The following is a 25,276-nucleotide window of genomic DNA, read 5'->3' as shown; positions in this document are numbered from 1 at the left end:
CCATGGCTGAGACCCTCGGGTGCGGTCAACGTGGCTGGGGCGGCGCTGCGGCGCGCTGTGACGTGGCTGCGGCCGCCTCTGCGACGCGTGGGGATGCTGTAGGCGCGGGCCCGCTGGCGTAGGCCGTCCTCCGTCTGCTCGTCGTCTCGGAGAGCCGCTTCTGGCGGTGCATCCGGACCTGGACGCGCCGCCCACGCGCCGGCGCAGCGCCGCCTCGTCGATGACCGCCCACGTCGCAGCGGTCCGAGCTCCGAGCTCCGGGTGCGTGGTCCTGGACGGCACGCTGCTGCCCGTCGACCGCATCGCCGCCGATCGCCCCTTCTGCAGCGGCAAGCACAAGAGGCACGGGGTGAACGCGCAGGTGATCACCGATCTCTTCGGCCGGCTGCTGTGGGCCTCGCCCGCGTTGCCGGGGCGGTGCCCGACATCCGTGCGGCCCGTACCCACGGCCTCCTGGCCGCCTTGGCCGAGAGGGGCGTGACCCGCTTCGCGGACAAGGGCTACCAGGGCGCCGGCCCCACGGTCCGGTTGCCCTTCCGCAGCCGGTGGGTGAACCTCTCCGCCGGTCAGCGGGCCACGCATGTTTCCCACGCCCGCATCCGCGCCGTCGGCGAACAGGCCATGGCCGCGCTGAGGAACCGGAGGCTGCCGCGGAAGCCGCGGTGCTCCACCACCCACATCACCTCCCTCGGGCCGGCCATTCCCACTCTCCATCAGGGCGACCGAATCCGCCTATAGCCCCCAATAGAATGTGAATTACGAATCCTTGAAATGCGTTGCCTCCGAACCAAGGTGACAGTAAGATCACGGAGGATGATGCTGACCAGGCATCACACATGAACTTGAGGGGAATCGCATGCCCAACCCGTTCGAAGACGACGACGCCACGTATTTAGTCCTCGTGAATTCGGAGGGGCAGCACTCGCTCTGGCCCGCCACCATCGAGGTGCCCGCCGGTTGGGAGATCGCACTTCCCGAGTCGAGGCGGGACGAATGTCTTTCCTACGTGGAAGAGCGCTGGACCGACTTGCGGCCGAAGAGCCTGGTAGAGGCCACCACTCGCTGACCATGAGAAACAGAGGGACCGCTCGGGAAGAATCCTCCGATGCAACCACGACATGGCGGGCAGCATTCTCACCTTCGATTCCCGGACATCGCCAACCTGACCGGCCGGCACCCCGAGACGGACGCCCCGGTGGCGGACCGGCTCGGCCTGCGGCTCCGCGACGACCTGCCCTTCGAGGCGTGGCACTCGGTAGGACGCCAGATCATCGACGTCAGCGAGGCGTCGGCATGGTGGATCGGTGACTGGCTCGTCTTCGGCCAGCGGTGCTACCGCACCCGCTACCGGGAGGCGATCGCGAGCACCCAGCTCGACTATCAGACCCTGCGCAACTACGCCTGGATCGCCCGCAAATTCGACCTCGCGCGACGTCGTGCAGAATTGACGTTCCAGCACCACATGGAAGTGGCCGCACTTCCCCCTGCGGAGCAGGATCACTGGCTGGATTTCGCCGTCAAATTCGGCTGGTCGAGAAATGAACTCAGAAAGCAGATAAAGGCCGCCGGTGAATCATCGGAAGGCCCGGAATCGCAGCCGGAACCCCAGCCGTATCAGCTGCGCCTGGTCCTGAGCCAGGACCGGATTCGCCGATGGCGGGCAGCGGCCCGCAGGCAGAACATCGAGCTGGAGGACTGGATCGCGGATGCCGTCGACAAAGCGGCGTGTTAGACGAACGATCCTCGCCGATTCCCTTACCTGAGAGGCCGGCGTAAGTGCGCACAGAACTCGACGCCAAGGCAGTCGTGTGTTCCATCTCGTCCGATGCACACACCTGGAATCTCGTCTACTTGCAGTTGCTCCTCGAGGACCTCGGTTTCGACGTACGGAACTTAGGAGCCTGCACCGACGTGGCCGACCTCGTGGAGGTCTGCCGTACCGACCCGCCGGCGCTCGTCGTGCTCAGCACGGTCAACGGGCACGGCCACATCGAGGGTCCCGCCTACGCCGGAGCGATCAGCTCCCTGCCCGGCCGTGACGGCATCACCGTGGTGATCGGCGGAAAACTGGGCGTCGACGGGGCGACCGAGCCGTACGCAGACGCGCTCCTCGCCGCCGGGTTCGACGGGGTCTTCGGCCCGGGAGAGGCCGAGTTGGCGCGCTTCCGGGCGCGCGTGGCGGACCTCGCCCGTACCGGCCCCCGCCACACGCGGACACCGACCCCGACCGAGGTCATGTGAACAGCCCACATCTCGCGGTCAGCACCTTCTCCCGGTACGTGCGGGACTCCGCGCGGGCCGGCGGTGTCCCGGTCGTCCAGCCCCGCATGGGCTTCTCCGATCCCCGTGCCATGCGGCGGGGCCTCGCCGCCGTCCGAGAGCTGGGGTTCCCCACCTGCGGGACCGTCACCCTGGACAGCTACACGAGGGTGGGCGACCACGTAGCCGCCCGCGCGGCCTGCGCCGACGGCGTCCCCCTGAACGGCTATCCGATCGTGGCGCACGGGGCGCGGAGCACCCGGGCCGTCCTGGCCGGCCTCGCCGGAGACGACTTCCCCGTCCAGATCCGGCACGGCTCCGCCGCCCCCTTCGACCTCTTCGAGGTGATGCTCGCCTCGGGCGTCCGGGCGAGCGAGGGCGGTCCGGTCTCCTACTGCCTGCCGTACGGCCGGGTGCCCCTGGCGACGGCCGTCGCCGAATGGCAGCGCGCCTGCGAGCTCCTCGCCTCGGCGGGCGGCGTCCACATGGAGACCTTCGGCGGCTGCATGCTCGGGCAGCTGTGTCCGCCGAGCCTCCTCGTCACGCTCTCCCTGCTGGAGGCGATGTTCTTCCGGCAGCACGGAGTGCGCAGCCTGTCGCTCAGCTATGCCCAGCAGACGTCCCTGGAGCAGGACGTCGAGGCGGTCCTCGCCCTGCGCGCCCTCGCCGCGCGGTTCCTCCCCGACGTCGACTGGCACGTCGTCGTCTACACCTACATGGGGCTGTACCCGCACGATCCCGCGAAGGCGGGGCACCTGCTGCGGGGCAGTGCCGAACTGGCCGTGCTGACCGGCGCCGAGCGGCTCATCGTGAAGACCCCGGCCGAGCACTCCAGGATCCCGACCGTGGCCGAGAACGTGGACGCGCTGCGGACCGCTTCGGATCACGCGCGGCGGGTGCGCGCGGACCTTCCGGCCTCGCCGCCCGCCGGGCGGGACACGCCCACAGGCGTCCTGGCCGAGGCCCTCACCCTCGTCGAGTCCGTGATGTCGCTGGACGGCCTCGTCGGCACGGCGCTGCTGCGGGCGTTCCGGTCCGGGCTGCTCGACGTGCCGTACTGCATCCACCCGGACAACCGCAATCGCACCCGCAGCTTCCTCGACCCGGCCGGCCGGCTGCAATGGCGCAGTACCGGCAACATGGCGGTCCGCCCGCATCCCGGCGCGTCCGCGGCCGCCGCCCCGGGGCGGCGCGCCGAGCAGTTCGAGCGGCAGCTGTCGCACTGGAACCGCGCCGAGACCCTCTACAGCCGATCCGGAAAGTCCTCATGATCCCCCTGTCTTTCGCACAGCAGCGCCTGTGGTTCATCGACCAGATCGACGGGCCGACGGCCGCCTACAACATCCCGCTGGCGATGCGCCTACGGGGAAGCGTCGTCTCGGAGGCCCTACGGGACGCGCTCACCGACGTGGTCCGGCGCCACGAGAGCCTGCGGACCGTGTTCGCCGAGGTGGACGGAGTGCCGTGCCAGCGGATCCTGGACGCCGCGACCGTCCTCGTCCCCCTTCCCGTCGAGGAGCCGGGCGGGGAGGCGGTCCATGACCTGCTCGTCCGGGAGGCCGCCGTCCCCTTCGACCTGAGCGCCGGGATCCCGCTGCGCGCCCGCCTGTTCCGGGTGGGGCCGGACGAGTCCGTCCTGTCCGTGGTCATCCACCACATTGCGAGCGACGGCTGGTCGACCGGACCGCTGGTGCGGGACCTCGGCCTCGCGTACGCCGCGCGCTGCGCGGGAGCCGCGCCCGAGTGGGAGGAACTGCCGGTCCAGTACGCGGATTACGCGAGCTGGCAGCGTGACGTGCTCGGCACGGAGGACGACCCGGAGAGCGAACTGGCCCGCCAGTCGGCGTACTGGACCGCCCGGCTCGCCGGGCTGCCCCAGGAGGCGGCCCCCGTCACGGACCGCCCGCGCCCGGCGGAGGGCAGCGGGCGGGGAGCCTCGGTACCGGTGCGGATCGACGCGGAGCTGCACCGTCGTACGGCCCGGCTCGCCCGGGAGACCCGGTCGACCTCCTTCATGGTGTTGCACGCGGCGCTGACGGTGCTGCTGCGCGAGTTCGGCGCGGGCGGCGACGTGACCGTGGGCACGGTCACGTCGGGCCGCACCGACGAGGCGCTGCACGATCTGATCGGGTTCTTCGTCAACACCCTCGTCCTCCGCGCGGACCTGTCTGGCGAGCCCACCTTCCGTGAGCTCCTCGCGCAGGTGCGGGAGACCGATCTGGAGGCGTACGCGCACGCGGACCTCCCCTTCGAGCGACTCGTTGAGATGATGAATCCGTCGCGGTCGCTGGGGCTGCACCCGCTGTTCCAGGTGATGCTTTCGGTCCATCAGGACACCTACGTGGAGTTCCCGCTCGGGTCGCTTGCCGGGCGGATCGAGCCGGTGGACGTGCCGGTGGCCAAGTTCGACCTGGCGCTCTCGCTGATGGAGCGCTCGGACGGCGCGGGCGGGGAACGCGGTATCGACGGGGAACTGCGTTACTCCACCGATCTGTTCGACCGGTCCACGGCCGAGCGCATGGCCGGGGCGCTGCTGCGGATCCTGGACGGGGCGACGGCCGACCCGGACGTTCCTGTCGGGCGGATCGCCGTCCTCGGCCCCGAGGAAAGGGAGCGCGTCCTTGCCTGGGGGCGCGGCCCGGACGGCCCCGAGCCGGACCTCCGCGGCTTCCTCGGCATGTTCGAGGCACAGGCGCGCCGCACGCCGACCGCCATGGCGGTGGTCCACGGCCGCGACCGGCTGAGCTACGCGCAGCTGGACGAGCGGGCCGACCGGCTGGCCCGGCTGCTCGCCGCCCGGGGTGTGGCCGGGGGGCAGTTCGTGGCGCTGGCGCTGCCGCGGGGCGTGGACGCCGTGGCAGCGCTGCTCGGCGTGCTCAAGGCCGGGGCCGCGTACGTGCCCGTCGATCCGGAGTACCCGGCGGACCGCATCGCGTACATGCTCGACGACTCCCGGCCCGCGCTGCTGCTCACCTCGTCCGCCGTGACCGGTCTGCCCGCCGTCCCGGTGCCCGTGCTGCGGCTCGACGACGAGGAGGTCCGGGGCCTGCTGGCCGAGCAGTCGGCCGGGCCGCCCGAGGGGGTCGTGCAGGATCCCCGGAACCCGGCCTACGTGATCTACACGTCGGGTTCGACCGGCCGCCCGAAGGGCGTGGTGATTCCGCGCGGTGCGCTCGCCGACTACGTGAGCTGGTGCGCGCGGGCGTACCCGGGGATGTCCGGCGTGGCGGTGGTCCCCTCGCCGCTGTCGTTCGACCTGACCGTCACCGGTCTGTGCACGCCGCTGACGGTCGGCGGCTGTGTGTGCCTGTCCTCGGTCACCGAGCCGACCGACGGCGAACTCTCCGGTGTGGCGGCCTTCCCGGCCACCTTCCTCAAGGCGACCCCCAGCCACGTCGCGATCCTCGACGAGGCGGAGGCCGGATTCTCACCCTCGGGAGAACTCCTATTGGGTGGCGAGTCGTTGAGCACCGAAATGCTGGAGCTCTGGCGGGCCCGAAATCCCAAATCCACTGTTTTCAATGTCTACGGGCAGACCGAGACGACGGTGAACTGCACCGAGTACCGCATCGAACCGGGCCGGGAGACACCGCCCGGAGTTCTTCCGGTGGGGCGCCCCCAGGCACGGCAGGGCGTATACGTGCTGAATTCCGCGCTGGAACTCGTTCCGCCGGGCGTGGTCGGTGAAATTCATGTGACGGGGGCTGGACTCGCGCACGGATATCTGAACCGGCCCGGTCTGACGGCCGAGCGCTTCGTCGCCGATCCTTTCGGCGAACCGGGTGGGCGGATGTACCGCACCGGGGACCTGGGGCGCTGGAACAAGGACGGAGACCTCGAATTCGTGGGGCGGGCCGACCAGCAGGTGAAGATCAACGGCTTCCGTGTCGAGCTCGGCGAGATCGAGGCCGTGGTCGCGGGCCACCCCGACGTCGGCGGGGCCGCCGTCGTCCTGCAGGAGGTGCGGGATACCCGTCGCCTGGTGGCGTACGCGGTTCCCGCCGCGCCCGGGGCCGCGCCCGACCCGGCCGGCATCCGGGCGCATGCGGCGCGGGTGCTGCCTGCGTACATGGTGCCGGCGGCCGTGGTGATCGTGCCCGAACTGCCGCTCACGCCCAACGGGAAGCTGGACCGGAAGGCCCTGCCGCAGCCCGATCCCACACCGTCCGAGCGGCGCACGGGGCCGCGCACCACGGTCGAGGCCGAGCTGTGCGCGCTCTTCGCCGAGGTGCTCGGTGCCGACGAGGTCGGCGCCGACGAGGACTTCTTCGCGCTCGGCGGGCATTCGCTGCTCGGCATCCGGCTGGTGCGCGGGATCGGCGAGCGGCTCGGGGTGAGCCTGCGGATCCGTGACCTGTTCGAGGCGCCGACGGTCGCCGGGCTGGCCCGCCGGATCGCCGCGGGGCCGCGGCAGGACGCCTTCGACGTGATGCTGCCACTGCGCGCCTCGGGCAGCGGGCTGCCGCTGTTCTGCTTCCACCCCGGTGGAGGCGTCGCCTGGTGCTACAGCGGTCTGCTCGGCCGGATCGACCGGCAGGTGCCGGTGTACGGGCTGCAGGCGCGAGGTCTCGCCGACGCCTCCGCGCGGCCGGACTCGCTGGAGGCGATGGCGCGGGACTACGTGGAGCGGGTGCGCGCGGTCCAGGCGCACGGGCCGTACCGGCTGCTCGGCTGGTCCTTCGGCGGGCTCGTCGCGCACGCCGTCGCCGCCCTGCTCCAGAAGGCGGGCGAGGAGGTCGGGCTTCTCGCGATGCTGGACACGTTCCCGTCCTCGCGGATCACCGGCGAGAGCGAGCCGCAGGGCCCCGACCCCGCGTCGGCGGACACCCTCCGGCAGCTGCTCGCGGACCTCCGGCAGGCCCGGGAGGAGGGCTCGACGCCTGCGGCCGTGCGGCGGCGGGTCGACGCGCTGGCCGCCGCGATCGGCGGTCTCGACGGCATCGACGGGGACGAACTGCCCCGGGTGATCGAGACGATCCTGCACCACCAGGAGCTGCGCGAGGAGCACGTGCCGCCGCGGTTCCGGGGCGATCTGCTCTACTTCACCGCGGGCCGGGGGCGGCCCTTGGACGCGCCGACCGCCCGGTGCTGGGAGCCGTTCGTCACCGGCCGTGTCAGGGACGTGTCGCTGGACTGTCTGCACGGCGAGATGATGGGCCCCTCGGTCCTGGACGCCGTCGCACCCGTCGTCCAGGACGCGCTGGGCTCCCGCTGAGCGCCGCGGGCCCGCGCCCGGGTCGGCGCCGCGGTGCCGCGCGCGGTCAGCGCGCGGTGCCGCTCGGCTCGGCCTCGGGGGCGGGGGCGGCCTCGGGGGCGGGGGCCGGTCGCCGCAGTCGGCGCAGCCCGCTCAGTACGGCGCTGACGACGCCGAGTCCGAGCGTGGCCAGGGTGGCCGCGAGGATGGCGCGACCCGCGCCCCACCCGGCGACGATCAGCCCGCCGATCCCGATCCCGGCCGGGCCCGAGGTCACCAGGAGCGCGCTTCTGGCCGCGAGCACCTGCGCGAGCAGGTCGCCGGTCACCGTGCGCTGGATGAGGGCGGTCGCGGTGGCGCCGAAGGGCGCGTAGAGCAGGCCGACCGCGCCGAAGCAGGGCACGGTCACGGCGACGGGCGCGCCCAGGCCCAGCGGCAGGAGGGTGAGGCCCGCCCCGAGCACGCTCCCGTTGAGGATCAGCCAGTGCGGCAGCCGTCCCAGGTGCGAGGCGAACAGACCGCCGCAGATGGCCCCCGCGCCGAAGGCGGCGAAGTGCCAGGCGAGGACCGACGCGGGCGCCCCCAGGTCGTTGGCGACGTGGATCGGAAGGCCGACCTCGACGGGCCCGTACAGCAGGTAGAAGCCGAAGGTCAGTGCCATCACTCCGAGGAGGGCCGGCGTGCGGGCGATGATGCGGAACCCGGAGGCCCGGTCCTTCTCCTCCTCTCCCTCCTTCGCCAGCGGGTCGCGGGCCGCGGAGGGCACCGCGAGCCGGCAGGAGACGGCGAGCACCGCGAAGGTGAGGGCGTCGACCGCGAGCGCCCACAGGGCACCGGTCCACGCGATGAGCAGACCCGCGACGACCGGTCCGATCAGGACGCCGGTCTGGCTGAGCGTCGAGATGAGGGCGTTTGCCGAGAGGTGCCTGGACCTGGGCAGCGTCTCCGCGACCAGCGTGTAGTAGCCGGCCGAGCCCCACGACTGCAGCAGCGAGGAGAGCGCCAGCAGTCCTGCGTACACGCCGATGGACAGGACGTCGAAGAAGGCCGCGACGGGTACGAGGCCGAGCCCCGTCGCCCGCAGTGTCGCGTTCCACGTGACGAGCTGCGCGCCGCTGCGGCCGCGCATGAACGGCCCGAGCAGGACGGCCCCCGCGGCCCCGGGCAGGGTATAGGCGCCGACGGCGAGCGCGACCCACAACCCCTGGTGCTGTCGCGGGGCCAGTTCCAGGGCCAGCCAGCTCACCGCGACGGCGCTCATGCCGTCCCCGACGAAAGAAACAACGAATCCCGGCCAAATGTGCCGCAGCTTCGGGTGCGAAATAATCGGAGCAAAGGGGACGTACCGATCGACCCACCGCTCTTTTCGAGTCACTGCATTCCTTTCGTCGGAGCCGTTTCTGTCCCGCCGGCGAGACACCGGGCGCTCGGCGGACCGTGCCATCCACGATCGGCCCCACCAGCCGCATACCATACGGATCCGGCTTCACGTAATGACCTTCGGGAACCTGCTGAAAATTGCCTTTGGATATGTTTTCCGTACCGCTGCCCACGGCGGATGTGTGTCCTGCGATGGGGGGAAAGAAATGAGCCAACTCACTCCAGAACAGCAGAACCTCATCCGGCAGCGCCTCCAGGGAAACGCGACGAGCGCCTTCGGGAAGACGGCCCCGCCGACCGCCGCCCCCGCCCCCGCCCCGCGCGGCATGGGCATCGCGTCCTTCGCGCAACGGCAGTTGTGGTTCCTCGAGCAATTGATGCCGAAATCCCCCATGCATGTCGTCGACACGCTGTGGTCGATCGACGGCCCCCTCGACACGGCGGCCCTGCGCGCCGCCCTCGACGCCGTCTGGCAGCGGCACGACGCGCTGCGCGCACGGTTCGAGGAGGAGGGCGAGACCCTCCGGCAGATCGTCGACGAGCCCCGTCCGCTGCCGCTCAAGGCCGTCGACCTCTCCGCGCTGGGCCCGGACGCGGCCCGCGCCGAGGCGGTCCGGCTCGCGGGCGCCGACGCGGCCGAGGGCTTCGACCTGTCGGCCGGCCCCCTGATGCGCGCCGCCCTGTTCACGCTCGCGCCGAACCGGCACGCCCTGATGCTGACGTTCCATCACATCGTGGTCGATGGCTGGTCGATGGGCGTGCTGTGGCACGAACTCAGCTCCCTGTACGAGGCGTTCCGTGCCGACGCCGCCTCGCCGCTGGCCCCGCTGCTCCTGCAGCACGCGCAGTTCGCCGAGCGGGAGAAGGAGTGGATGCGCGGCCCGGAGGCGGCCGACCGGCTGCGCTTCTGGAAGGAGCTGCTCGACGGCGCTCCCGCCGCGCTCGACCTGCGCACCGACCTGCCGCGCCCGCGCACGCTCAGCGGCCGTGCGGAGAAGGTGGAGTTCACCGTCGACGCGGAGGTGGCAGAAGGGCTGCGCCGGCTGGGCCGCGACCACGGCGCGTCCCTCTTCATGGTGCTGCTCGCCGCCTTCGACGCCCTTCTGTCGCGGTACACCGGCAGCACCGACATCGTCACGGGCACTCCGTCCTCGGGCCGCGACCGCCCCGAACTGGAAGGTCTGATCGGCTTCTTCGTCAATCTGCTCCCGCTGCGCGTCTCCTGGACCGGTGACCCGACCTTCCTCGAACTGCTCCGGAAGGTCAGGGACGTCTCGCTCGACGCATACGCCAACGACGGCGTGCCCTTCGAGCGCATCGTGGAGGAGGTGGCGCCGGCCCGCGACCTCAGCCGCACCCCTCTGTGCCAGATCTGGTTCGACGGCGGGCGCGACCACACCTTCGAGCAGCCCGCCGGCCTCGACGTGGCGGACCTGGCCCGCGACCGGCACAGCGCGCGCATGGACTTGGAACTGCGCATCGCCACCGGTGAGGGCGAGCTGTCCGGGCACTTCCTCTACAGCACCGACCTGTTCCTGCCCGGGACCGTGGAACGGCTCGCACGCCACCTTCGGACGCTGCTGAGCGCCGTCGCCGCGCATCCCGAGCTCCCGCTGTCCCGCCTGTCGCCCCTCTCCGACGACGAGACGGCCACCCTGATCGAGGCCTGGAACGCCACCGACGTCGCCGTACCGGCCGACGCCGACCCCGTCGCGGCCTTCGACGCCCACGCGGACCGCACCCCGGACGCCGTGGCGGTCCGCTGCGGCGCGGAGACCCTCACCTACCGCGAGCTCCGTGAGCGGGCCGACGGCCTGGCCCGCGTGCTGCGGTCGAAGGGGATCGGCCCCGAGGACGTCGTGGTGCTGGCCGTGCCGCGCTCGGCGGCGACGGTGGCCGGCCTGCTCGGCGTCCTCAAGGCCGGGGCGGCCTATGTGCCGCTGGACCTGGACCAGCCGGCCGCCCGGGTGGCCCACATCCTGACGGACTGCCGGGCGACGCTGATCCTCACGACCGCCGAGGCGGTGACGGGGCTGCCCGGGACCGGCACACCGACGCTGCTGCTCGACGGCGCGGAGAGCCGGGCCCCGGACCCGACCGCGTCCGGCCCCGTCCCGCTCCCCGCGGTCGAGCCGGAGCACCCCGCGTACGTCATCTACACCTCCGGCTCGACCGGACGCCCCAAGGGTGTCGTCATCCCGCGCGCCGCCCTGTCGAACCTGCTGGCCTGCGTGGCCGAGCGGCTGCGGCCGGGGCCGCAGGACCGGTTCCTCGCGATCACGACGACCGCCTTCGACATCGCGGCCGTGGAACTCCTCCTCCCGCTCATCAGCGGAGGACAGATCCTCCTGGCCGAACCGGAGCTGATGAAGGACGCCGGTGCGATCGCCCGCGCCGTCCGGGAGCGCGGCGCGACCCTGCTGCAGGCCACGCCCTCGCTCTGGCACGCCCTCGTGGAGGCGGACCCGGAGAGCCTGCGCGGCGTGCGGATGCTCACGGTCGGCGAGGTCCTCTCGGCCGAACTGGGCGCGAGCATGTACGAGTTGTCCGCCGAGGCGACCAACTTCTACGGCCCCACCGAGACCACCGTCTACTCCACGGCGAAGGTCCTGGACGGCTCCCCCGGCGTCCCGACCGTGGGTACACCGCTGTGGAACAACCGCGTGTACGTGCTCGATCGGCACCTGCGGCCCGTCCCACCGGGAGTCACCGGCGAGCTGTACATCGCGGGCCTCGGCCTGGCCCGCGGCTACCTGGGGCGCCCCGGCCTCACCTCGATGCGCTTCGTCGCCGACCCGCACGGGGCGCCGGGCACGCGGATGTACCGCACCGGGGACCTCGCCCGCTGGACCGCCGGGGGCGAACTCGAATGCCTGGGCCGCACCGACCACCAGGTGAAGCTGCGCGGCTACCGGATCGAGCTGGGCGAGATCGAGTCCGCGGCGGCGGCCCACCCGGGCGTGGAGCGGGCGGCCGTGCGTCTGCGCACCACCCCCGTCGGCGACCCGGCACTCGTCGCGTACGTCGTGCCGCGGGCGGACGGCACCGGCCGGGACACCCTTGAGGAGCGGCAGCTCGACGCCTGGCGGACCGTGTACGACGGCCTCTACCGGGACGCCCTGCCGGCGCACGGGACGGCGGTGGAGGACAGCTTCGCGATCTGGACCAGCGTGTACGACGGCGCCCCCATCCCGGAGCCGGAGATGGCCGAGTGGCGCGAGTCCACCGTGGACCGGATCCGCGGCCTCGCCCCGCGCAGGGTCCTGGAGATCGGCGCGGGCAACGGTCTGCTGCTGTCCCGGATCGCGCCGGACTGCGAGGAGTACCGCGCCACCGACGTCTCGGCCGACGTGGTGGAGCGGCTGCGGCGGCTCGTCGCCGAGCGCCCGGACCTCACGGGCCGGGTCCAGGTGAGCCGGCAGGCCGCGCATGAGCTCGACGGGCTTCCCGAGGGCCACTTCGACACCATCGTCCTCAACTCGGTGGTGCAGTACTTCCCCAGTGCCCGGTACCTCACCGGCGTCCTGGAGGCCCTCGTCCGGCGCCTCGCCCCCGGCGGCGTCGTCTTCGTCGGCGACGTGCGCAACGTGCGGCTGCTGCCCACCCTGCGCGCCGCCGTCCGGACGCGCCGGGGCGGCGACCCGGGGGCGATCGCGGCCCAGGTGGCCCAGGACCTGGAGCAGGAGCGCGAACTCCTCGTCGATCCCGACTACTTCACTTCTCTGCCCCTCGCGCTGCCCGGGGTCGGGGGCGTCGACGTCCAGCTGCGCCGCGGCCGGGCGCACAACGAGCTGACCCGCCACCGCTACGACGCGTTCCTGTACACCGAAGGTACGGGTGTCCGGAACCTGGCCGGTGCCGAGGGCGTCACCTGGGACTCGCTCGGCTCGCTCGCGTCCCTGCGCGAACGGCTCACGGGCCGCCTCCCCGGCGAGCTGCGCGTGACCGGCGTCCCCAACGCCCGGCTGGCGGACGAGGCGGCTGCCCTGCACGCGGTGCACCCGGACCGGGGCGCGCCGGTTCCCGCCGGGGCCGCGGTCGACCCGGAGGACGTGCACGCCCTCGCCGAGAGCCTCGGCTGCCGCGCTGCCGTCACGTGGTCGGGGGCGGGCGACGAGCACCAGTTCGACGTGGTCTTCGTCCCCTCCGACGCCCGCCGGGTGACCGGTGCGTACCGGCCCCGGGCGCCCCACCCCGACGCGCCGGACGGCCTCGACGGGCTCGACGGGCTCACCAACGATCCCGGGCGCAGGCAGCGCGCGACGGAGCTCGCCGCGTCCGTGCGGGCGGCCCTCGCCGAATCCTTGCCCTCCTACATGGTCCCGTCGGGCATCGAGGTGCTCGACGCCCTGCCGCTCACCCCGAACGGCAAGCTCGACCTCGACGCGCTGCCCGACCCCGCCCTGCCGGGCTCCGGCACCGGACGCGGGCCGCGCACCCCGCGGGAGACGGCGCTGTGCGAGATGTTCGCCGAGATCCTCGGGCGGCCGAAGGTGTCGGTGGACGACGACTTCTTCGCGCTCGGCGGTCATTCGCTGCTCGCCACGCGGCTCGTCAGCCGGGTGCGCGCCCGCCTCGGCCTCGACCTGCGCATCCCCGACGTGTTCGACGCGCCCACGGTCGCCGAGCTGGCCGAGCGGCTCGGCCGGGCCAGGCCGGCGCGGCCGGCCCTCCGGCCCGTACGGCGCCCGGACGCCGCATCCCCCCGCCCCGAGAGCACTCCCGAGAGCACCCCGAAGGCGACGCAGTCGTGACCACGCATACCTTTCCTTCCCTGTTCGCGGCCGTCGCGGCGGCCCATCCGGACGCCGCGGCCGTACGGGTCGCCGACACCTCCGTCGGCTACGCGGAGCTCGACCGCGTCTCCAGCCGTCTGGCCCACCGGCTGATCGCGTGCGGCGCGGGCCCCGAGACGGTGGTCGCCGTCGAACTCCCGCGCTCCGTGCGGTGGGTGCAGACGGTGCTCGCGGTCCTCAAGGCCGGCGCCTGCTACCTGCCGGTGGACCCCACGCACCCCCCGGAGCGGATCGCGGCGATCCGCTCGTCCGCCCGCCCCGCCCTGACCATCCGGGAGGGAACGGAGGGAACGGAGGGAACGGAGGGAACGGAGGGAACGGCGGGAACGGAGGGAACGGCGGGAACGGCACCGGACGTGCTCATGATCGACCTCGACGCGGACGACGCGGACATCGCCCCGGGGCTTCCCGAGACCGCGCCGACCGACGCGGAGCGGCGTGCTCCGCTGCTTCCCGAGCACCCCGCGTACGTCATCCACACCTCGGGCTCCACGGGCACGCCCAAGGGGGTCCAGGTCACGCACACGGGCCTCGCCGCTCTGCTGTCCACCGCGACCGAGCGCCAGGGCATCGGCCCGGGCAGCCGGGTGCTGCAGGGCGTCTCACCCCACTTCGACGTCAGCCTCGGCGACCTCGTCACGGGCCTGCTCAGCGGCGCCACCCTCGTCCTGCCCGAGTCCGGCGGACAGCCCGTCGGGGCCGAACTCCTCGATCTGCTCCGGGACCACGCCGTCACCCACCTGGCCACCACACCCGGCGTCCTCAGCACGCTCGTAGCCAACCGGATACCCGGCCCCCTCACCCTGACCATCGGCGGGGAGGCGCTCTCCGCCGAGCTGCTCGCCCTGTGGTCGGCACACCACCGGGTCCTCATGGCGTACGGGCCCACCGAGGCGACGGTCCAGGTCACCCTGAGCGCCGCCGGGGACGCGCCCGTCCCCTCCCTGGGCCGCCCCGGCGACGGCGTCCGCGCCTATGTGCTCGACGCGGCGCTGCGCCCCATCGCGGACGGCGGCACCGGGGAGCTGTACCTCGCCGGTCCCTGCCTGGCCCGGGGCTATCTCGGCGCCGCCGCGGCGACCGCCGAGCGGTTCGTCGCGGATCCCTTCGGTCCCGCCGGGACCCGCATGTACCGCTCGGGCGACCTGGTGCGGACGCTGCCGGACGGGGCGACGCTCCAGTTCATGGGAAGGACCGACGACCAGGTCAAGATCCGCGGCCACCGCATCGAGCCCGCCGAGGTGGAGGCGGTCCTCGCCGCGCACCCGGCGGTGCGCCAGGTGTGCGTGGTGGCGCGCCCGGCGGCCCCGGGGCACCGACAGCTGGTCGCGTACACGGTGCCGGCCGGCCCGGCCGGTCCCCCCGTGGCCGAGCTGCGGGAGTTCATGCGTGACCGGCTGCCCGCCTCCATGGTGCCGAGCGCGTTCGTGGAGCTGCCCGCGTTCCCGCTGACCTCCCATGGGAAGGTGGACCGCGCCGCGCTGCCGGAGCCCGCCGCCCACCGGACCACGCCGCCCGTGCCGCCGCGCGACGAGGCCGAGAAGCGGATGGCCGCGCTGTGGACGGAGGTCCTCGGCGGCGTCGAGTTCGGCGTCGACGACGACTTCCTCGAACTCGGCGGCCACTCGCTCCAGGCCGCACAGATCGTCTCCCGCACCCGCGAGGCGTACGGCGTGGACGTCCCGGTCCGCGGCCTGTTCGACCACCCGACCGTACGCGCCTTCACGGAGTACGTCGCGAGCGCGGGCGGCACCGCCGTCCCCGTCCTCGCCCCCGCCGCCGGCGAGCCCGAACTCTCCTTCGCGCAGCGGCGCCTGTGGTTCCTGGACCAGGTCGTCACCGACCCCGCGCTCTACAACGTGCAGGCGCTGTGGCGCATCGGCGGAGACCTGGACGCCGCCGCCCTGGAGCGCGCCATCGGCGAGGTGTGGCGCCGCCACGACGTGCTGCGCAGCACCTTCGTGAACGAAGGCGGCCTGCCGCGCGTGGTCGTCGGCGCCCCCGGTGACCTGCCGCTGACGCTCACGGACCTGTCGGACGTCGCTCCCGAGCGGGCCGAAGCCGAGGTGCGGGCGGTGGCCCGGCGCTGCGCGGAGGAACCGTTCGACCTCGCCCGCGGCCCGCTGATGCGCGCCCGGCTGATCCGTACGGACGCCACGACGCACCACCTGGCCGTGACGTTCCACCACATCGTCGTGGACGGCTGGTCCATGAACGTGTTCTGGGCGGAGGTCTCCGCCCTCTACGACGGCCTGACCCGGGGGCGTCCGGTCACGCTGCCCGAGCTGCCCGTCCAATACGGCGACTACGCGGCGTGGCAGCGCGCGTGGCTGGACGAGGCCGAGAGCGCCCGGCACCTCGCCTACTGGCGCGAGCAGCTGGACGGGGCACCGGACTCGCTCGACCTGCCCACGGACCGGCCGCGGCCCAAGGCCCTTTCCGGGCGGGGCGCGCAGGTGGACTTCACCGTCCCGGTCGCCGTGGCCGACGAGCTGCGCGCGCTGGGACGCGCCCACGGTGCGAGCCTGTTCATGGTGCTGCTCGCCGGGTTCGACGCGCTGCTCGGCAAGCACAGCGCGAGCAGCGACATCGTGACGGGCTCGCCCATCTCGGGCCGTGTGCGTCCCGAGCTCGACGGACTCATCGGCTTCTTCGTGAACACGGTCCCGCTGCGACTGCGCTGGTCCGGCGACCTGCGCTTCACCGAGCTGCTGCGGCAGGCCCGCGAGGTCACCCTGGACGCCTACGCGCACGAGGCGTACCCCTTCGAGCACGTCGTGGCGGAGCTGACCGGCGAGCGCGACCTCAGCCGCAACCCGGTCTTCCAGGTGTGGTTCGACGTCGACAGCGTCGCCGAGCCGACGCTCCCCGGCCGGCTGGAGTGCGCCCCGGTGCCGATACCGGCGCGGGAGGCCCGCTTCGACCTGGAGATGTACCTGGAGGACCGCGACGGCCTGCTGTCGGGACGGCTCGTGCACAGCACGGACCTGTACACCCCAGAGACCGCCGAGAGCCTCGTACGGCAGTTCCTGCGGCTGCTCGCCTGTATCGCCGAGGACGCCGACCGGCCGCTGTCGGAGCTGTCGGCCCTGGACGACCGTGACCGCGAGACCCTTCTGGTGGAGTGGAACCGGGACACGGCCGCGGTGCGCACCGGCGGCAGCATCGTCGACACGTTCACCGATCAGCTGGCCCGTACCCCCGACCGCACGGCCCTGGCGGACAGCGGCGGGTCCCTGACCTACGCCGAGCTGGAGGCCCGGGCCAACCAGGTCGCGCATACCCTGCGGGCCGGGGGGTGCGTCCCCGAGCAGGTGATCGGCGTCTGCATGCCCCGCGGCGTGGACGTGTTCGTGGTGATGCTCGGCATCATGAAGGCGGGCTGCGTCTACCTGCCGCTCGATCCGATCCATCCCGCCGAGCGGCTCCGTCACATGCTGGAGGACGCCGGCGCGGGCCTCGTCGTGTACGGGTCGAGTCTGGCGGGGTGCGTCGCCGGCGGGCCCGCGGAGCTGGTCGAGGCCGCGGAGCTGCTGGCCCGGGCCGGCGGGGCGCCGACGGGCCGGCCTGAGCGGCGGGCCCTCCCCGCCCATCTGTCGCACGTGCTGTTCACCTCCGGCTCGACCGGCCGCCCCAAGGGCATCGGCCTGTGCGACAGCACGCTGGAGAACCTCGTCGGCTGGAAGCTGGCGGACGGGCTCGGGCCCCGGAGGGTCGCCCAGCTGTCGTCCCTGGGGTTCGACGTCGCCCTCCAGGAGTTCTACGTGGCGCTCGCGGCGGGCGGCACGCTCACCGTGATCGAGGACTCCACGCGGGAGGACCTCGACCTGCTGCTCGACGCGCTCGCCGAGCACCGGATCCAGCGCATGTACTCCTCCCCGTCCATGCTCCAGCAGCTCGCCGCGACCTGGGCGCGCCGGGCGGACCGGGAGGCGCTGCCGCTGGCCCTGACGGAGGTGATCGTCGGCGGCGAGGCGCTCCGGCTGACCGCGGAGATCCGCGCGTTCCTGGCGGCGCTCGACGGGGCGGTCCTGGAGAACCAGTACGGGCCTGCCGAGACGCACGCCGTCACCCGCCTCACGCTGCGCGGCGACCCGGAGTCGTGGCCGGCCCGCCCGGCGATCGGCACGCCGCTGCCCAATGTGGCGGTGTACGTCCTGGACGACCGGCTGCGTCCCGTCCCGGTCGGGGTCCGCGGCGAGGTCTACCTGCGCAGCGCCGCGCTGGCCCGGGGCTACGTCGGGCGTCCCGGCCTGACCGCCTCCCGCTACGTCGCCGACCCGTTCGGCGGCGAGCCGGGCAGCCGGATGTACCGGACCGGTGACGTGGCCCGGTGGACGGCGGACGGGCGGCTCGAGTTCGCCGGCCGCACCGACGACCAGGTGAAGATCCGCGGCTTCCGCATCGAGCCGGCCGAGGTGGAGGTCGTCGTCAGCACCCATCCGCGGGTGCAGAACGCGGCCGTCCTCGTCCACCCGGGGCCGGGCGGCGGGCTCCAGCTCACCGCGTACGTCGTGCCGGTGGCGGGCGCCGGGGCCCCGGCGCCGCAGGAGCTCAGGGACTTCCTGCGGCGGCTGCTGCCGGACTACATGATCCCGGTGTCGTACGTGCCCCTGGCCGAGCTGCCCCTGAACCCCAACGGCAAGGTGGACCGGCGGGCCCTGCCCGAGCCCGGCGCGGCACACGGCGGGAGCGCCGAGCCGGAGGCTTTCGGTTCCCCGCAGGAGGAGATCATCGCGGGGATCTGGGCCCGGGTCCTCGCCCGCGGGGCGGTCGGACCGCACGAGAACTTCTTCGACTTGGGCGGGCATTCGCTCTTCGCCACCCAGGTGGTGTCCCGGGTGCGGGAGGCCTTCGCCATCGCGCTGCCCGTCCGCGCCCTCTTCGAGAACCCGACCGTCGCCCTGCTCGCACGGAAGGTCGAGGAGGTGATCACGGCGGAGGTGCTGGGCATGACCGAGCAGGAGCTGGCGCGCCACACCGCGGCCGGCGACGGACCGGCCGGCACAGCCCCCGCCCCGTGACCCCCTTCCCCTTTCCGCGCAGACCCGCACGCCATGTCCCCCATCGGAAGCAGGTTCAGCATGTCGTCTGGCGCTCCTCCCGGATGCGTCGTCATCAAGATCGGTACGTCCTCCCTCATGTCGGAAGGGCTGCCCGACCGGGTCAAACTGGACGCCCTCGCCGACGCCGTGGTGCGGCTGCGCGCCGGCGGCGTGCGGCCGGTGCTCCTCGGGTCCGGGGCCATCGCCGCCGGTGACGCGCTGCTCAAGGGCGCCGGCGGGCCGTCGGCGCACGGACGCCAACTGGCCGCCGCGGTCGGCCAGGGAGTGCTCTTCGACGGGTTCCGCCGGGCCCTGTCCGCACGTGGACTCGTCGCGGCGCAGATCCTTTTGACGCCGCTCGACCTGACGCTCCCCGAGCACCGCGACAGCGCCCGGACCGTGGTCGAGGAGGGCCTGGCCCACGGACTCGTACCGATCGTGAACGAGAACGACGCCGTCATGGTCCGCAACAACGACGTGCTCGCGGCGCTCCTCGCCGCGTCGCTCGGCGCCGCCCGGCTGCTCCTGCTGACGGACGTGCCCGGCCTGTTCGAGAGCGACCCGCGGCGCGACGCCGCCGCCCGGCTCATCCCGGAGGTGCCGGCCATGACCCCGGAGGTGGAGCGCCTCGCCGGGCTGACCGCGCGGGGGCTCGGCACCGGAGGGATGTCCGCGAAGCTGTGCGCGGCGTGGATCGCCTCCCTGGCCGGGGTGCCCACTGTCATCGCGGGCGCCAACAGCCCGGACATCGTGGAGCGCGCGATGGCCGGAGAGTCCGTCGGCACGCTCGTTCACCCGCGCACGCCGGGCAAGGAGCCCGACCTCGGCCGGCTATGGCGGTCCCTGGGCACGCCGCCCGCGGGCCGGCTCGTGTGCCGCCCCGAGGCGGTCGCCGTCGTCCACGACGGCGGCCCGCTGACGGCCGGGCACTGCCTCGCCGGCGAGGGCGGCTTCGCGGCGGACGCCGTGGTCGACGTGACCGTGCCCGGTCACGGCGTCATCGCCCGCGGCCGCACCCGGGCGGACCACGCCGCCGTCTCGGGCGGGCACCACCCCGCCGGGACGCCCGTCATCCCCCCCTTCGACTACGTCAGTTTTCTGGAGGCATGAAATGTCCGTCGTACCCGTGCGTGAGATCTGCCGTCGTGCCTACGAGGCGTCACTCGTCGTGAAGGAGCTGACGACCGAGGTCAAGGACCGGGTGCTCGCGGAGATGGCCGACGCCATCGACGCGGCCGCGGCCCGGCTGCAGGAGGCCAACGCGCTCGATGTCGCCGCCGCCCGCGAAGCCGGCACCTCGGCGACCCTGATCGACCGCCTGACCCTCACCGACAAGCGCATCGCCGGCATGACGAAGGCGATCCGCACGATCGTCGACCTGCCCGACCCGGTCGGCTCGGTGGTGCAGGGCTGGACCCGCCCCAACGGCCTCCAGATCCAGCAGGTCCGCGAGCCCCTCGGCGTCGTCGCCGTCATCTACGAGGCGCGGCCCAACGTCACCGCCGATGTCGCGGCCCTCTGCCTGAAGACGGGCAACGCGGCGGTGCTGCGCGGCTCCTCGATCGCGCAGCACACCAACGCCGCCATCGCCGACGTCCTCACCGAGGTCCTGCGGCGCCAGGAGGACGTCCCCGACGACGCGGTGCAGCTCATCCGCGACACCTCGCGCGAGGCGGCCCTGGAGCTGCTGCGCGCCGACGAGTACGTCGACCTGCTGGTGCCCCGCGGCGGCCCCGGCTTGATCAAGACCGTCCAGGAGAACGCGACGGTGCCGACCGTCATCGACGGCGACGGCAACTGCCACGTCTACGTGGACGCGACGGCCGACCCGGCCATGGCGACCGACATCGTGATCAACGGCAAGACGTCCCGTCCCAGCGTCTGCAACGCCGTGGAGACACTCCTCGTCCACGCCGACCTGGCGGCGGACTGGTTGCCCAAGACCCTCGACGCGCTCCAGGGCCTCGGCGTCGAGATCCGCGGCGACGCCCGCACCCGCGAGGTGTGGCCCGCCGCCATCGAGGCGCAGGACGCCGACTGGGAGACGGAGTACCTGGACCTGGTGCTGGCGGTGAAGGTCGTCGATGGCCTCGACGAGGCCCTGGCGCACATCAACCGCTACGGCACGCGGAACGCCGAGGGCATCGTGGCGCAGGACATCACGGTGGCCCGGCGCTTCGCCCGGGCGATCGACTCCGGCAGCGTCTTCGTGAACACGTCGACCCGGTACTCCGACGGCGGCGAGTTCGGCTACGGCGTCGAGATCGGCGTCTCCACCCAGAAGCTGCACGCCCGCGGCCCCATGGGCCTGGAGTCGCTGACCTGCGTCAAGAACGTCGTCTGGGGAAACGGGCAGGTCCGTGTTCTCTGAGACCCCGCTGCGCCCGCCCCGCCACTCCAGCCTCCTCGACGGGATCTCGGAGGCGTCGTCGATCCGGCTCAACAACCAGATCTACGAACTCAAGGAAGCCGGCCGGGACATCGTCACGCTCTCCCTGGGCGAGGCGTTCTTCGACATCCCGCTGCCGTCCTTCGAGGGTCTGCCCGCCCAGCAGATCCACCACTACTCGCACTCCCGCGGGGTGCCGCTGCTGCGCGAGAAGCTTGCCCGGTACCAGCGGGAGATCTCCGCCGCGCCGGTCGACCCGGCCGAAGAGATCCTGGTGACCGTCGGTTCCAAGGCGGCCATCTTCATGGTGCTCACAACCCTGCTCGAACCGGGCGACGAGGTGATCATCCCGGAGCCGCTGTGGGTGAGCTACCCCGACCAGGTGCGCCTCGCCCGCGGCGTGCCGGTGATGACGCCGTGGTTCGAGTCCGTGGAGGAGCTCGGCGCCCGCGTCACGCCGCGCACCAAGGCGATCATCGTCAACAATCCGCACAACCCGACCGGCCGCCGCCTCGGCGCCGACCAGTTGCGGGTCCTGCACCAGCTGGCCGACCGGCACGGCCTGTTCCTCATCGCCGACGAGGCCTACCACGAGTTCGTGCCCGCCGGTGAGCGGTTCGTCTCGGCCCTCGAGCATGACCCGGACAAGCGCCACACCGTCGTGTGCAACTCGATGTCGAAGAACTACGGGATCTCGGGCTGGCGGATCGGCTACCTGGTGGCCGGAGCGCCCCTGCTCGCCCAGGTCATCAAGGTCCAGCAGCACCTGGTGACCTGCGCGCCGACCATCCTGAGCCACTGGCTGGCGAAGCACTTCGAGGCCGTCCTGGAGCACACCAGGCCGCAGATCCGGCGCGTGGTGGAGACCCGCAACCGCATGGCCCGGCTCCTCGCGGACCGGGGCGTCGAGTGCCTCGAAGGGGACTCCACCTTCTATCTGTTCGCCTCGCTCGGCGCCTCGCGGCTGGACTCCGAGGAGTTCGCGTACGAGTTGCTGGTACGGCACGGGGTCGGCGTGGTGCCGGGCGCGGGCTACGGCGCCTCCTGCGACCGGTTCGTCCGGATCGCGGTCGGCGCGGAGAGCGAGGAGCGGCTGGTCCGCGGGATCTCGGCGGTCGCCACCCTGATCGAGGAGACCCGGTGAGCGGGACGGACCGCCCCGTGCTCGCGTTCATCGGCTGCGGCCGGATCACCCGCGCCCTGGTGCGGGGGCTGGTCGCCGCCGGGCACACCGCGCACGCGATGCGCGGTGTGTCCCGCAGCGGGGCCGGCGCCCTGGCGCTGAGCCGCCAGTTCGGCCTCACCGCGGCGGACGGGAACGCCGCCGCGGTGCGGGGCGCCGACATCGTGGTGCTCGCCGTGCACCCGCACGAGACCCGGGAGGCGCTCGCCGCCCTGTCCGGCCTGCTCGGCCCGGAGCAGACCCTGCTGTCGCTCGTGGCCTCGTGGCGGACGGAGGCCGTGGCGGCGGCGCTGCCCGGGGTGCCGGTGGTGCGGGCCGTGCCGAACGTGGGGGTGGCGGTGCGCGCCGGAGCGACCGTCCTCTCGGCCGGCCCCCGCGCCGACGCGGCCCGGCTGGCGGCCGTGGAGCGCCTGTTCAGGCCGCTGGGAGAGACCTTCGTCGTCGAGGAGGACCTCCTCGAGGCGGTGAGCGCGGTCTCCGGAGCGGGCCCGGCACTGGTCGCGCACTTCGCGCGGTCGCTCGCGGAGGCGGGCCGGGCCGAGGGCCTCGACGCCCGGACGGCCGCGGTCCTCGCCGCCCACGCGGTTCGCGGCACCGGCGCGCTCCTGGCGCAGGAGGCGGTGACCGTGGACGCGGTCATCGACTCCGTCGCCTCGCCGGGCGGCATGACGGAGGCCGCGCTGCGCGTGCTCGACGAGGACGAGGTGCCGGCCGCGGTGCGGCGGGCCGTGGACGCGGCGGTGGACCTGTCGATGAAACGGCTGGCCCGTGCCTGACCGGAGAACACCGTCGGAGCGTGTGGTGTCCCTCGTGCACCGGCTGCGCGTATCGCTCACCGCCACCGTGTGCTGTGCCTCGTGCATGGCTTCCCTGGCACGGGGACACACACCCGGCCCCCACGACGACCCAAGGTCTTCGCGACCCTCGGGGCGGCTGTAGGCGTGCGTCGAAAGGTGGCACGCAGCGCCCATGGCGCCCGCAACGCACATTGATCTTGAGCCCGATTTGCCTCACGCAAGCCGTGACCTGAAGTTTTCTTTAACGTGTTCTCCATTGACATGGTTGCGATGACGCACCACGTGGATCGTGACGCTCATTTGACGCTCGTCGGGCTGGTTTCTTGACGGTGCATCAACAGTAGGAAGTCACCCCCGGGCCGGGCTGCGTGCCAGCTCGGGGAGGCGGCTTTCTGCATGCCGTGGAGGGCCGGATGGCGACGCTATAGGGGCGTTGGCCTACCTCCTCCCGCGCACACGCTGGGGGCATCTGCTGGTGAGAGCGTGCGGTGGGTGCATGCACCGCTGGTCCCCGTTGAACGACCGCCAGCGAGAGCTCCTGCGGCGGCTGGATGCCGGCGAGGAGCCTGGCGTGGCGTCGGCTGAACGGCTGTCCGCGTACGCGTTGCGCGATCGAGGGCTGCTGGTCGTCGTACGCCGCGGCGGGGCCGTGCAGACCGAGGTCACCGGTGCCGCGAAGTTCTACCTGGAACACGGTCACCATCCGGAGGATCCGCGGAATACCGCCAGGCCCCAGGAGGTCGCCAAGAAGACTCCTACACTGCACTCGGAGCGGCCTGTGGCGCGGGCGTGGCGCACCGGGATGCGGCGCCCATCCCCGTGCCCGCCCAGCTCCGTGTCTTGCACCCGGTGGTGGCTGCTCTCAAGGAAGACCAGTGCCAACTCGCCGTGCCCGCGGCTCTTCGGAACAGAGCTCTGCGCCTGCTCCAGGCGCTGTGCGCGGAAGCGGTGAAGCGCGGTCACACGGTGCGGGAGAACCGGTGGTTGAGAACTACCGGAGTCGGCCCCATGCGTACGGAGGCACGTACCGCCCTCTCGTCTCTCCCGGCGTGAGGAGGAGCTGGACTTGGGCGTCGGCGACTTCACGTACATGGTGACGATCAAGCAGGAGTTTGTGCAGTCCGCGGATCCGGAGCGGGCGCAGAGTCTGATGATCGAGCTTCGCTACAGCCGCGCGGGCCGCCAGGGGAAGTGGGCGGACCGGAAGCGGTGGAGGCTGGAGGACGTTCTCGGCAGGATTCTGCAGGAGGTGGAGGTACGCGCAGGGGAGGGCGCCCAGCGCGGGATCGATGAGGGGCGGGCCAGGGAGGACCGGAAGGTCCGATGGCAGGCGGCGATGGACTCGGCGCGGGACCAGGCGATGCAGGCTCAGCTCGCCACTGTGTTGCGTGGGCAGGCGAAGGACTGTCCTTCACGTAGAGCACGCCAGTGGGGCGTAGGACGCGGGAGATCTCTTGGAAGAGAGCGACGAGGTCGGTGGAGCAGATGGCCGATTCGAGAAGGTACGCGGCGTCGAAGCAGCGGTCGGGGAACGGCAGCCGATGGTGATCGGCCACGCAGACCCGGACACGGTCGCCCAGCTTGTGGGTCTTGCCGCTCGCCGGACCGTGCTAGCCACATCCTCCGGGCCGGAGGACAGTTGACGACTCAAGCTGCGGCAGCCTCCACCGCAGGAAACGGCGGCGGCGTCAGGCTCCGAGATAGGTCGTGGCGCCAGAGACGACGGTGCCGATGAGGAGTGCGCAGGTCGCGGCGGCATAGCCGCCGGACCACGGCCGGGGGGAATGGCGAGGGGAACGGGAGCGCAGCAGGGCATCTGCCGCGTGACCCGTGGTCAAGGGGATCAGCAGGGTCTTCAGCTCGTCCATGCCGAGGTGGAGCGTGCGGTCGGTTGCCAGTGCGCCGAGGACGGTGCCCAGGACGGATGCCGCGGCGACCGGCGCCGAGAAGGACAGGCGGGGTCGGTGGTCTCGGGGAGCGCGCTTGCGGGCGGCTCTGGCCGCCACCACCAGGAAGGCGGCGGTAATGATGCATGCGGATGTGATCGCGGCGAGTCCGGCGGTCTTCCAGGTGTCAGGGGACACGTCTACGTCCAATCTTGCGGAGGGAGGGAGGGAGGGAGGGAGGGAGGGAGGGAGGGAGGGAGGGAGGGAGGGAGGGAGGGAGGCTCGCAGTACCGAGCGATAGATAAAAAAAAACAACCATCGATCGATCGAGGGATAGAGGGGGGGTG

General features: G+C 72.6%; 14 protein-coding genes and 1 pseudogene. 12 read left to right on the top strand and 3 right to left on the bottom strand.

What is annotated here, in order from left to right; all coding sequences use genetic code 11:
• Positions 1 to 208 precede the first annotated feature (208 nt).
• From ACFCZ1_RS15545 to ACFCZ1_RS15520, 6 genes and pseudogenes are all read left to right on the top strand, one after another.
• Positions 209 to 738: pseudogene (locus tag ACFCZ1_RS15545) on the top strand (transposase family protein); the annotation flags it as partial.
• Positions 739 to 856: 118 nt separating this feature from the next.
• Positions 857 to 1,066 carry an MbtH family protein gene (locus ACFCZ1_RS15540; protein WP_376678806.1) on the top strand — a complete coding sequence of 70 codons (210 nt, stop codon included), beginning with the start codon at positions 857 to 859 and terminating at the stop codon, positions 1,064 to 1,066.
• Positions 1,067 to 1,105: 39 nt separating this feature from the next.
• Complete coding sequence (locus tag ACFCZ1_RS15535) at positions 1,106 to 1,732, top strand: LmbU family transcriptional regulator (protein ID WP_376678805.1); 627 nt, start codon at positions 1,106 to 1,108, stop codon at positions 1,730 to 1,732.
• A 44-nt stretch (positions 1,733 to 1,776) separates the two neighbouring features.
• Positions 1,777 to 2,241, top strand: a complete 465-nt coding sequence (locus ACFCZ1_RS15530) for a cobalamin B12-binding domain-containing protein (protein ID WP_376678804.1) — start codon at positions 1,777 to 1,779, stop codon at positions 2,239 to 2,241.
• Positions 2,238 to 3,530, top strand: a complete 1,293-nt coding sequence (locus tag ACFCZ1_RS15525) for a methylaspartate mutase (protein WP_376678803.1) — start codon at positions 2,238 to 2,240, stop codon at positions 3,528 to 3,530. The genes ACFCZ1_RS15530 and ACFCZ1_RS15525 overlap by 4 nt, the downstream gene beginning before the upstream one ends.
• Positions 3,527 to 7,474 (top strand): amino acid adenylation domain-containing protein, encoded by a 3,948-nt coding sequence (locus ACFCZ1_RS15520; protein WP_376678802.1) that lies wholly within the window; start codon positions 3,527 to 3,529, stop codon positions 7,472 to 7,474. Before ACFCZ1_RS15525 ends, ACFCZ1_RS15520 begins: the two co-directional genes overlap by 4 nt.
• A 46-nt stretch (positions 7,475 to 7,520) precedes the next feature.
• On the opposite strand, the gene ACFCZ1_RS15515 is transcribed toward ACFCZ1_RS15520, so the two are convergent.
• Entirely contained in the window at positions 7,521 to 8,897 is a 1,377-nt protein-coding gene (locus ACFCZ1_RS15515; RefSeq protein WP_376678801.1) for an MFS transporter, read from the bottom strand.
• Between the two features lie 142 nt (positions 8,898 to 9,039).
• Between ACFCZ1_RS15515 and ACFCZ1_RS15510 the strand changes: the two genes are divergently transcribed.
• Genes ACFCZ1_RS15510 through ACFCZ1_RS15485 form a run of 6 tightly spaced genes read left to right on the top strand, consistent with a single transcriptional unit; the run spans position 9,040 to position 23,022 of the window.
• Positions 9,040 to 13,587: an amino acid adenylation domain-containing protein gene (locus ACFCZ1_RS15510; RefSeq protein WP_376678800.1), complete on the top strand. Its 4,548-nt coding sequence runs from the start codon at positions 9,040 to 9,042 to the stop codon at positions 13,585 to 13,587.
• Entirely contained in the window at positions 13,584 to 18,653 is a 5,070-nt protein-coding gene (locus ACFCZ1_RS15505) for an amino acid adenylation domain-containing protein (protein WP_376678799.1), read from the top strand. The genes ACFCZ1_RS15510 and ACFCZ1_RS15505 overlap by 4 nt, the downstream gene beginning before the upstream one ends.
• Positions 18,654 to 18,713: 60 nt before the next feature.
• Entirely contained in the window at positions 18,714 to 19,784 is a 1,071-nt protein-coding gene (gene proB / locus ACFCZ1_RS15500) for a glutamate 5-kinase (protein WP_376678798.1), read from the top strand.
• A 1-nt stretch (position 19,785) separates the two neighbouring features.
• Positions 19,786 to 21,045: a glutamate-5-semialdehyde dehydrogenase gene (locus tag ACFCZ1_RS15495; protein ID WP_376678797.1), complete on the top strand. Its 1,260-nt coding sequence runs from the start codon at positions 19,786 to 19,788 to the stop codon at positions 21,043 to 21,045.
• Positions 21,035 to 22,207 carry a pyridoxal phosphate-dependent aminotransferase gene (locus ACFCZ1_RS15490; RefSeq protein ID WP_376678796.1) on the top strand — a complete coding sequence of 391 codons (1,173 nt, stop codon included), beginning with the start codon at positions 21,035 to 21,037 and terminating at the stop codon, positions 22,205 to 22,207. The genes ACFCZ1_RS15495 and ACFCZ1_RS15490 overlap by 11 nt, the downstream gene beginning before the upstream one ends.
• Positions 22,204 to 23,022 carry a pyrroline-5-carboxylate reductase family protein gene (locus ACFCZ1_RS15485; protein WP_376678795.1) on the top strand — a complete coding sequence of 273 codons (819 nt, stop codon included), beginning with the start codon at positions 22,204 to 22,206 and terminating at the stop codon, positions 23,020 to 23,022. Before ACFCZ1_RS15490 ends, ACFCZ1_RS15485 begins: the two co-directional genes overlap by 4 nt.
• A gap of 1,121 nt (positions 23,023 to 24,143) precedes the next feature.
• On the opposite strand, the gene ACFCZ1_RS15480 is transcribed toward ACFCZ1_RS15485, so the two are convergent.
• A complete protein-coding gene (locus ACFCZ1_RS15480; protein ID WP_376678905.1) occupies positions 24,144 to 24,623 on the bottom strand; it encodes a class I SAM-dependent methyltransferase in 480 nt (159 codons plus the stop codon).
• 108 nt (positions 24,624 to 24,731) lie between these two features.
• On the bottom strand, positions 24,732 to 25,127 hold the full coding sequence (locus ACFCZ1_RS15475) for a hypothetical protein (protein WP_376678794.1): 396 nt from the start codon (positions 25,125 to 25,127) through the stop codon (positions 24,732 to 24,734).
• Positions 25,128 to 25,276: the final 149 nt, after the last annotated feature.

It is taken from the genome of Streptomyces sp. NPDC056224 (assembly GCF_042267665.1).
GTDB lineage: Bacteria > Actinomycetota > Actinomycetes > Streptomycetales > Streptomycetaceae > Streptomyces.
The sequence above is the reverse complement of the archived record's forward strand: the minus strand, read 5'-3'. Positions and strand labels throughout refer to the sequence as shown.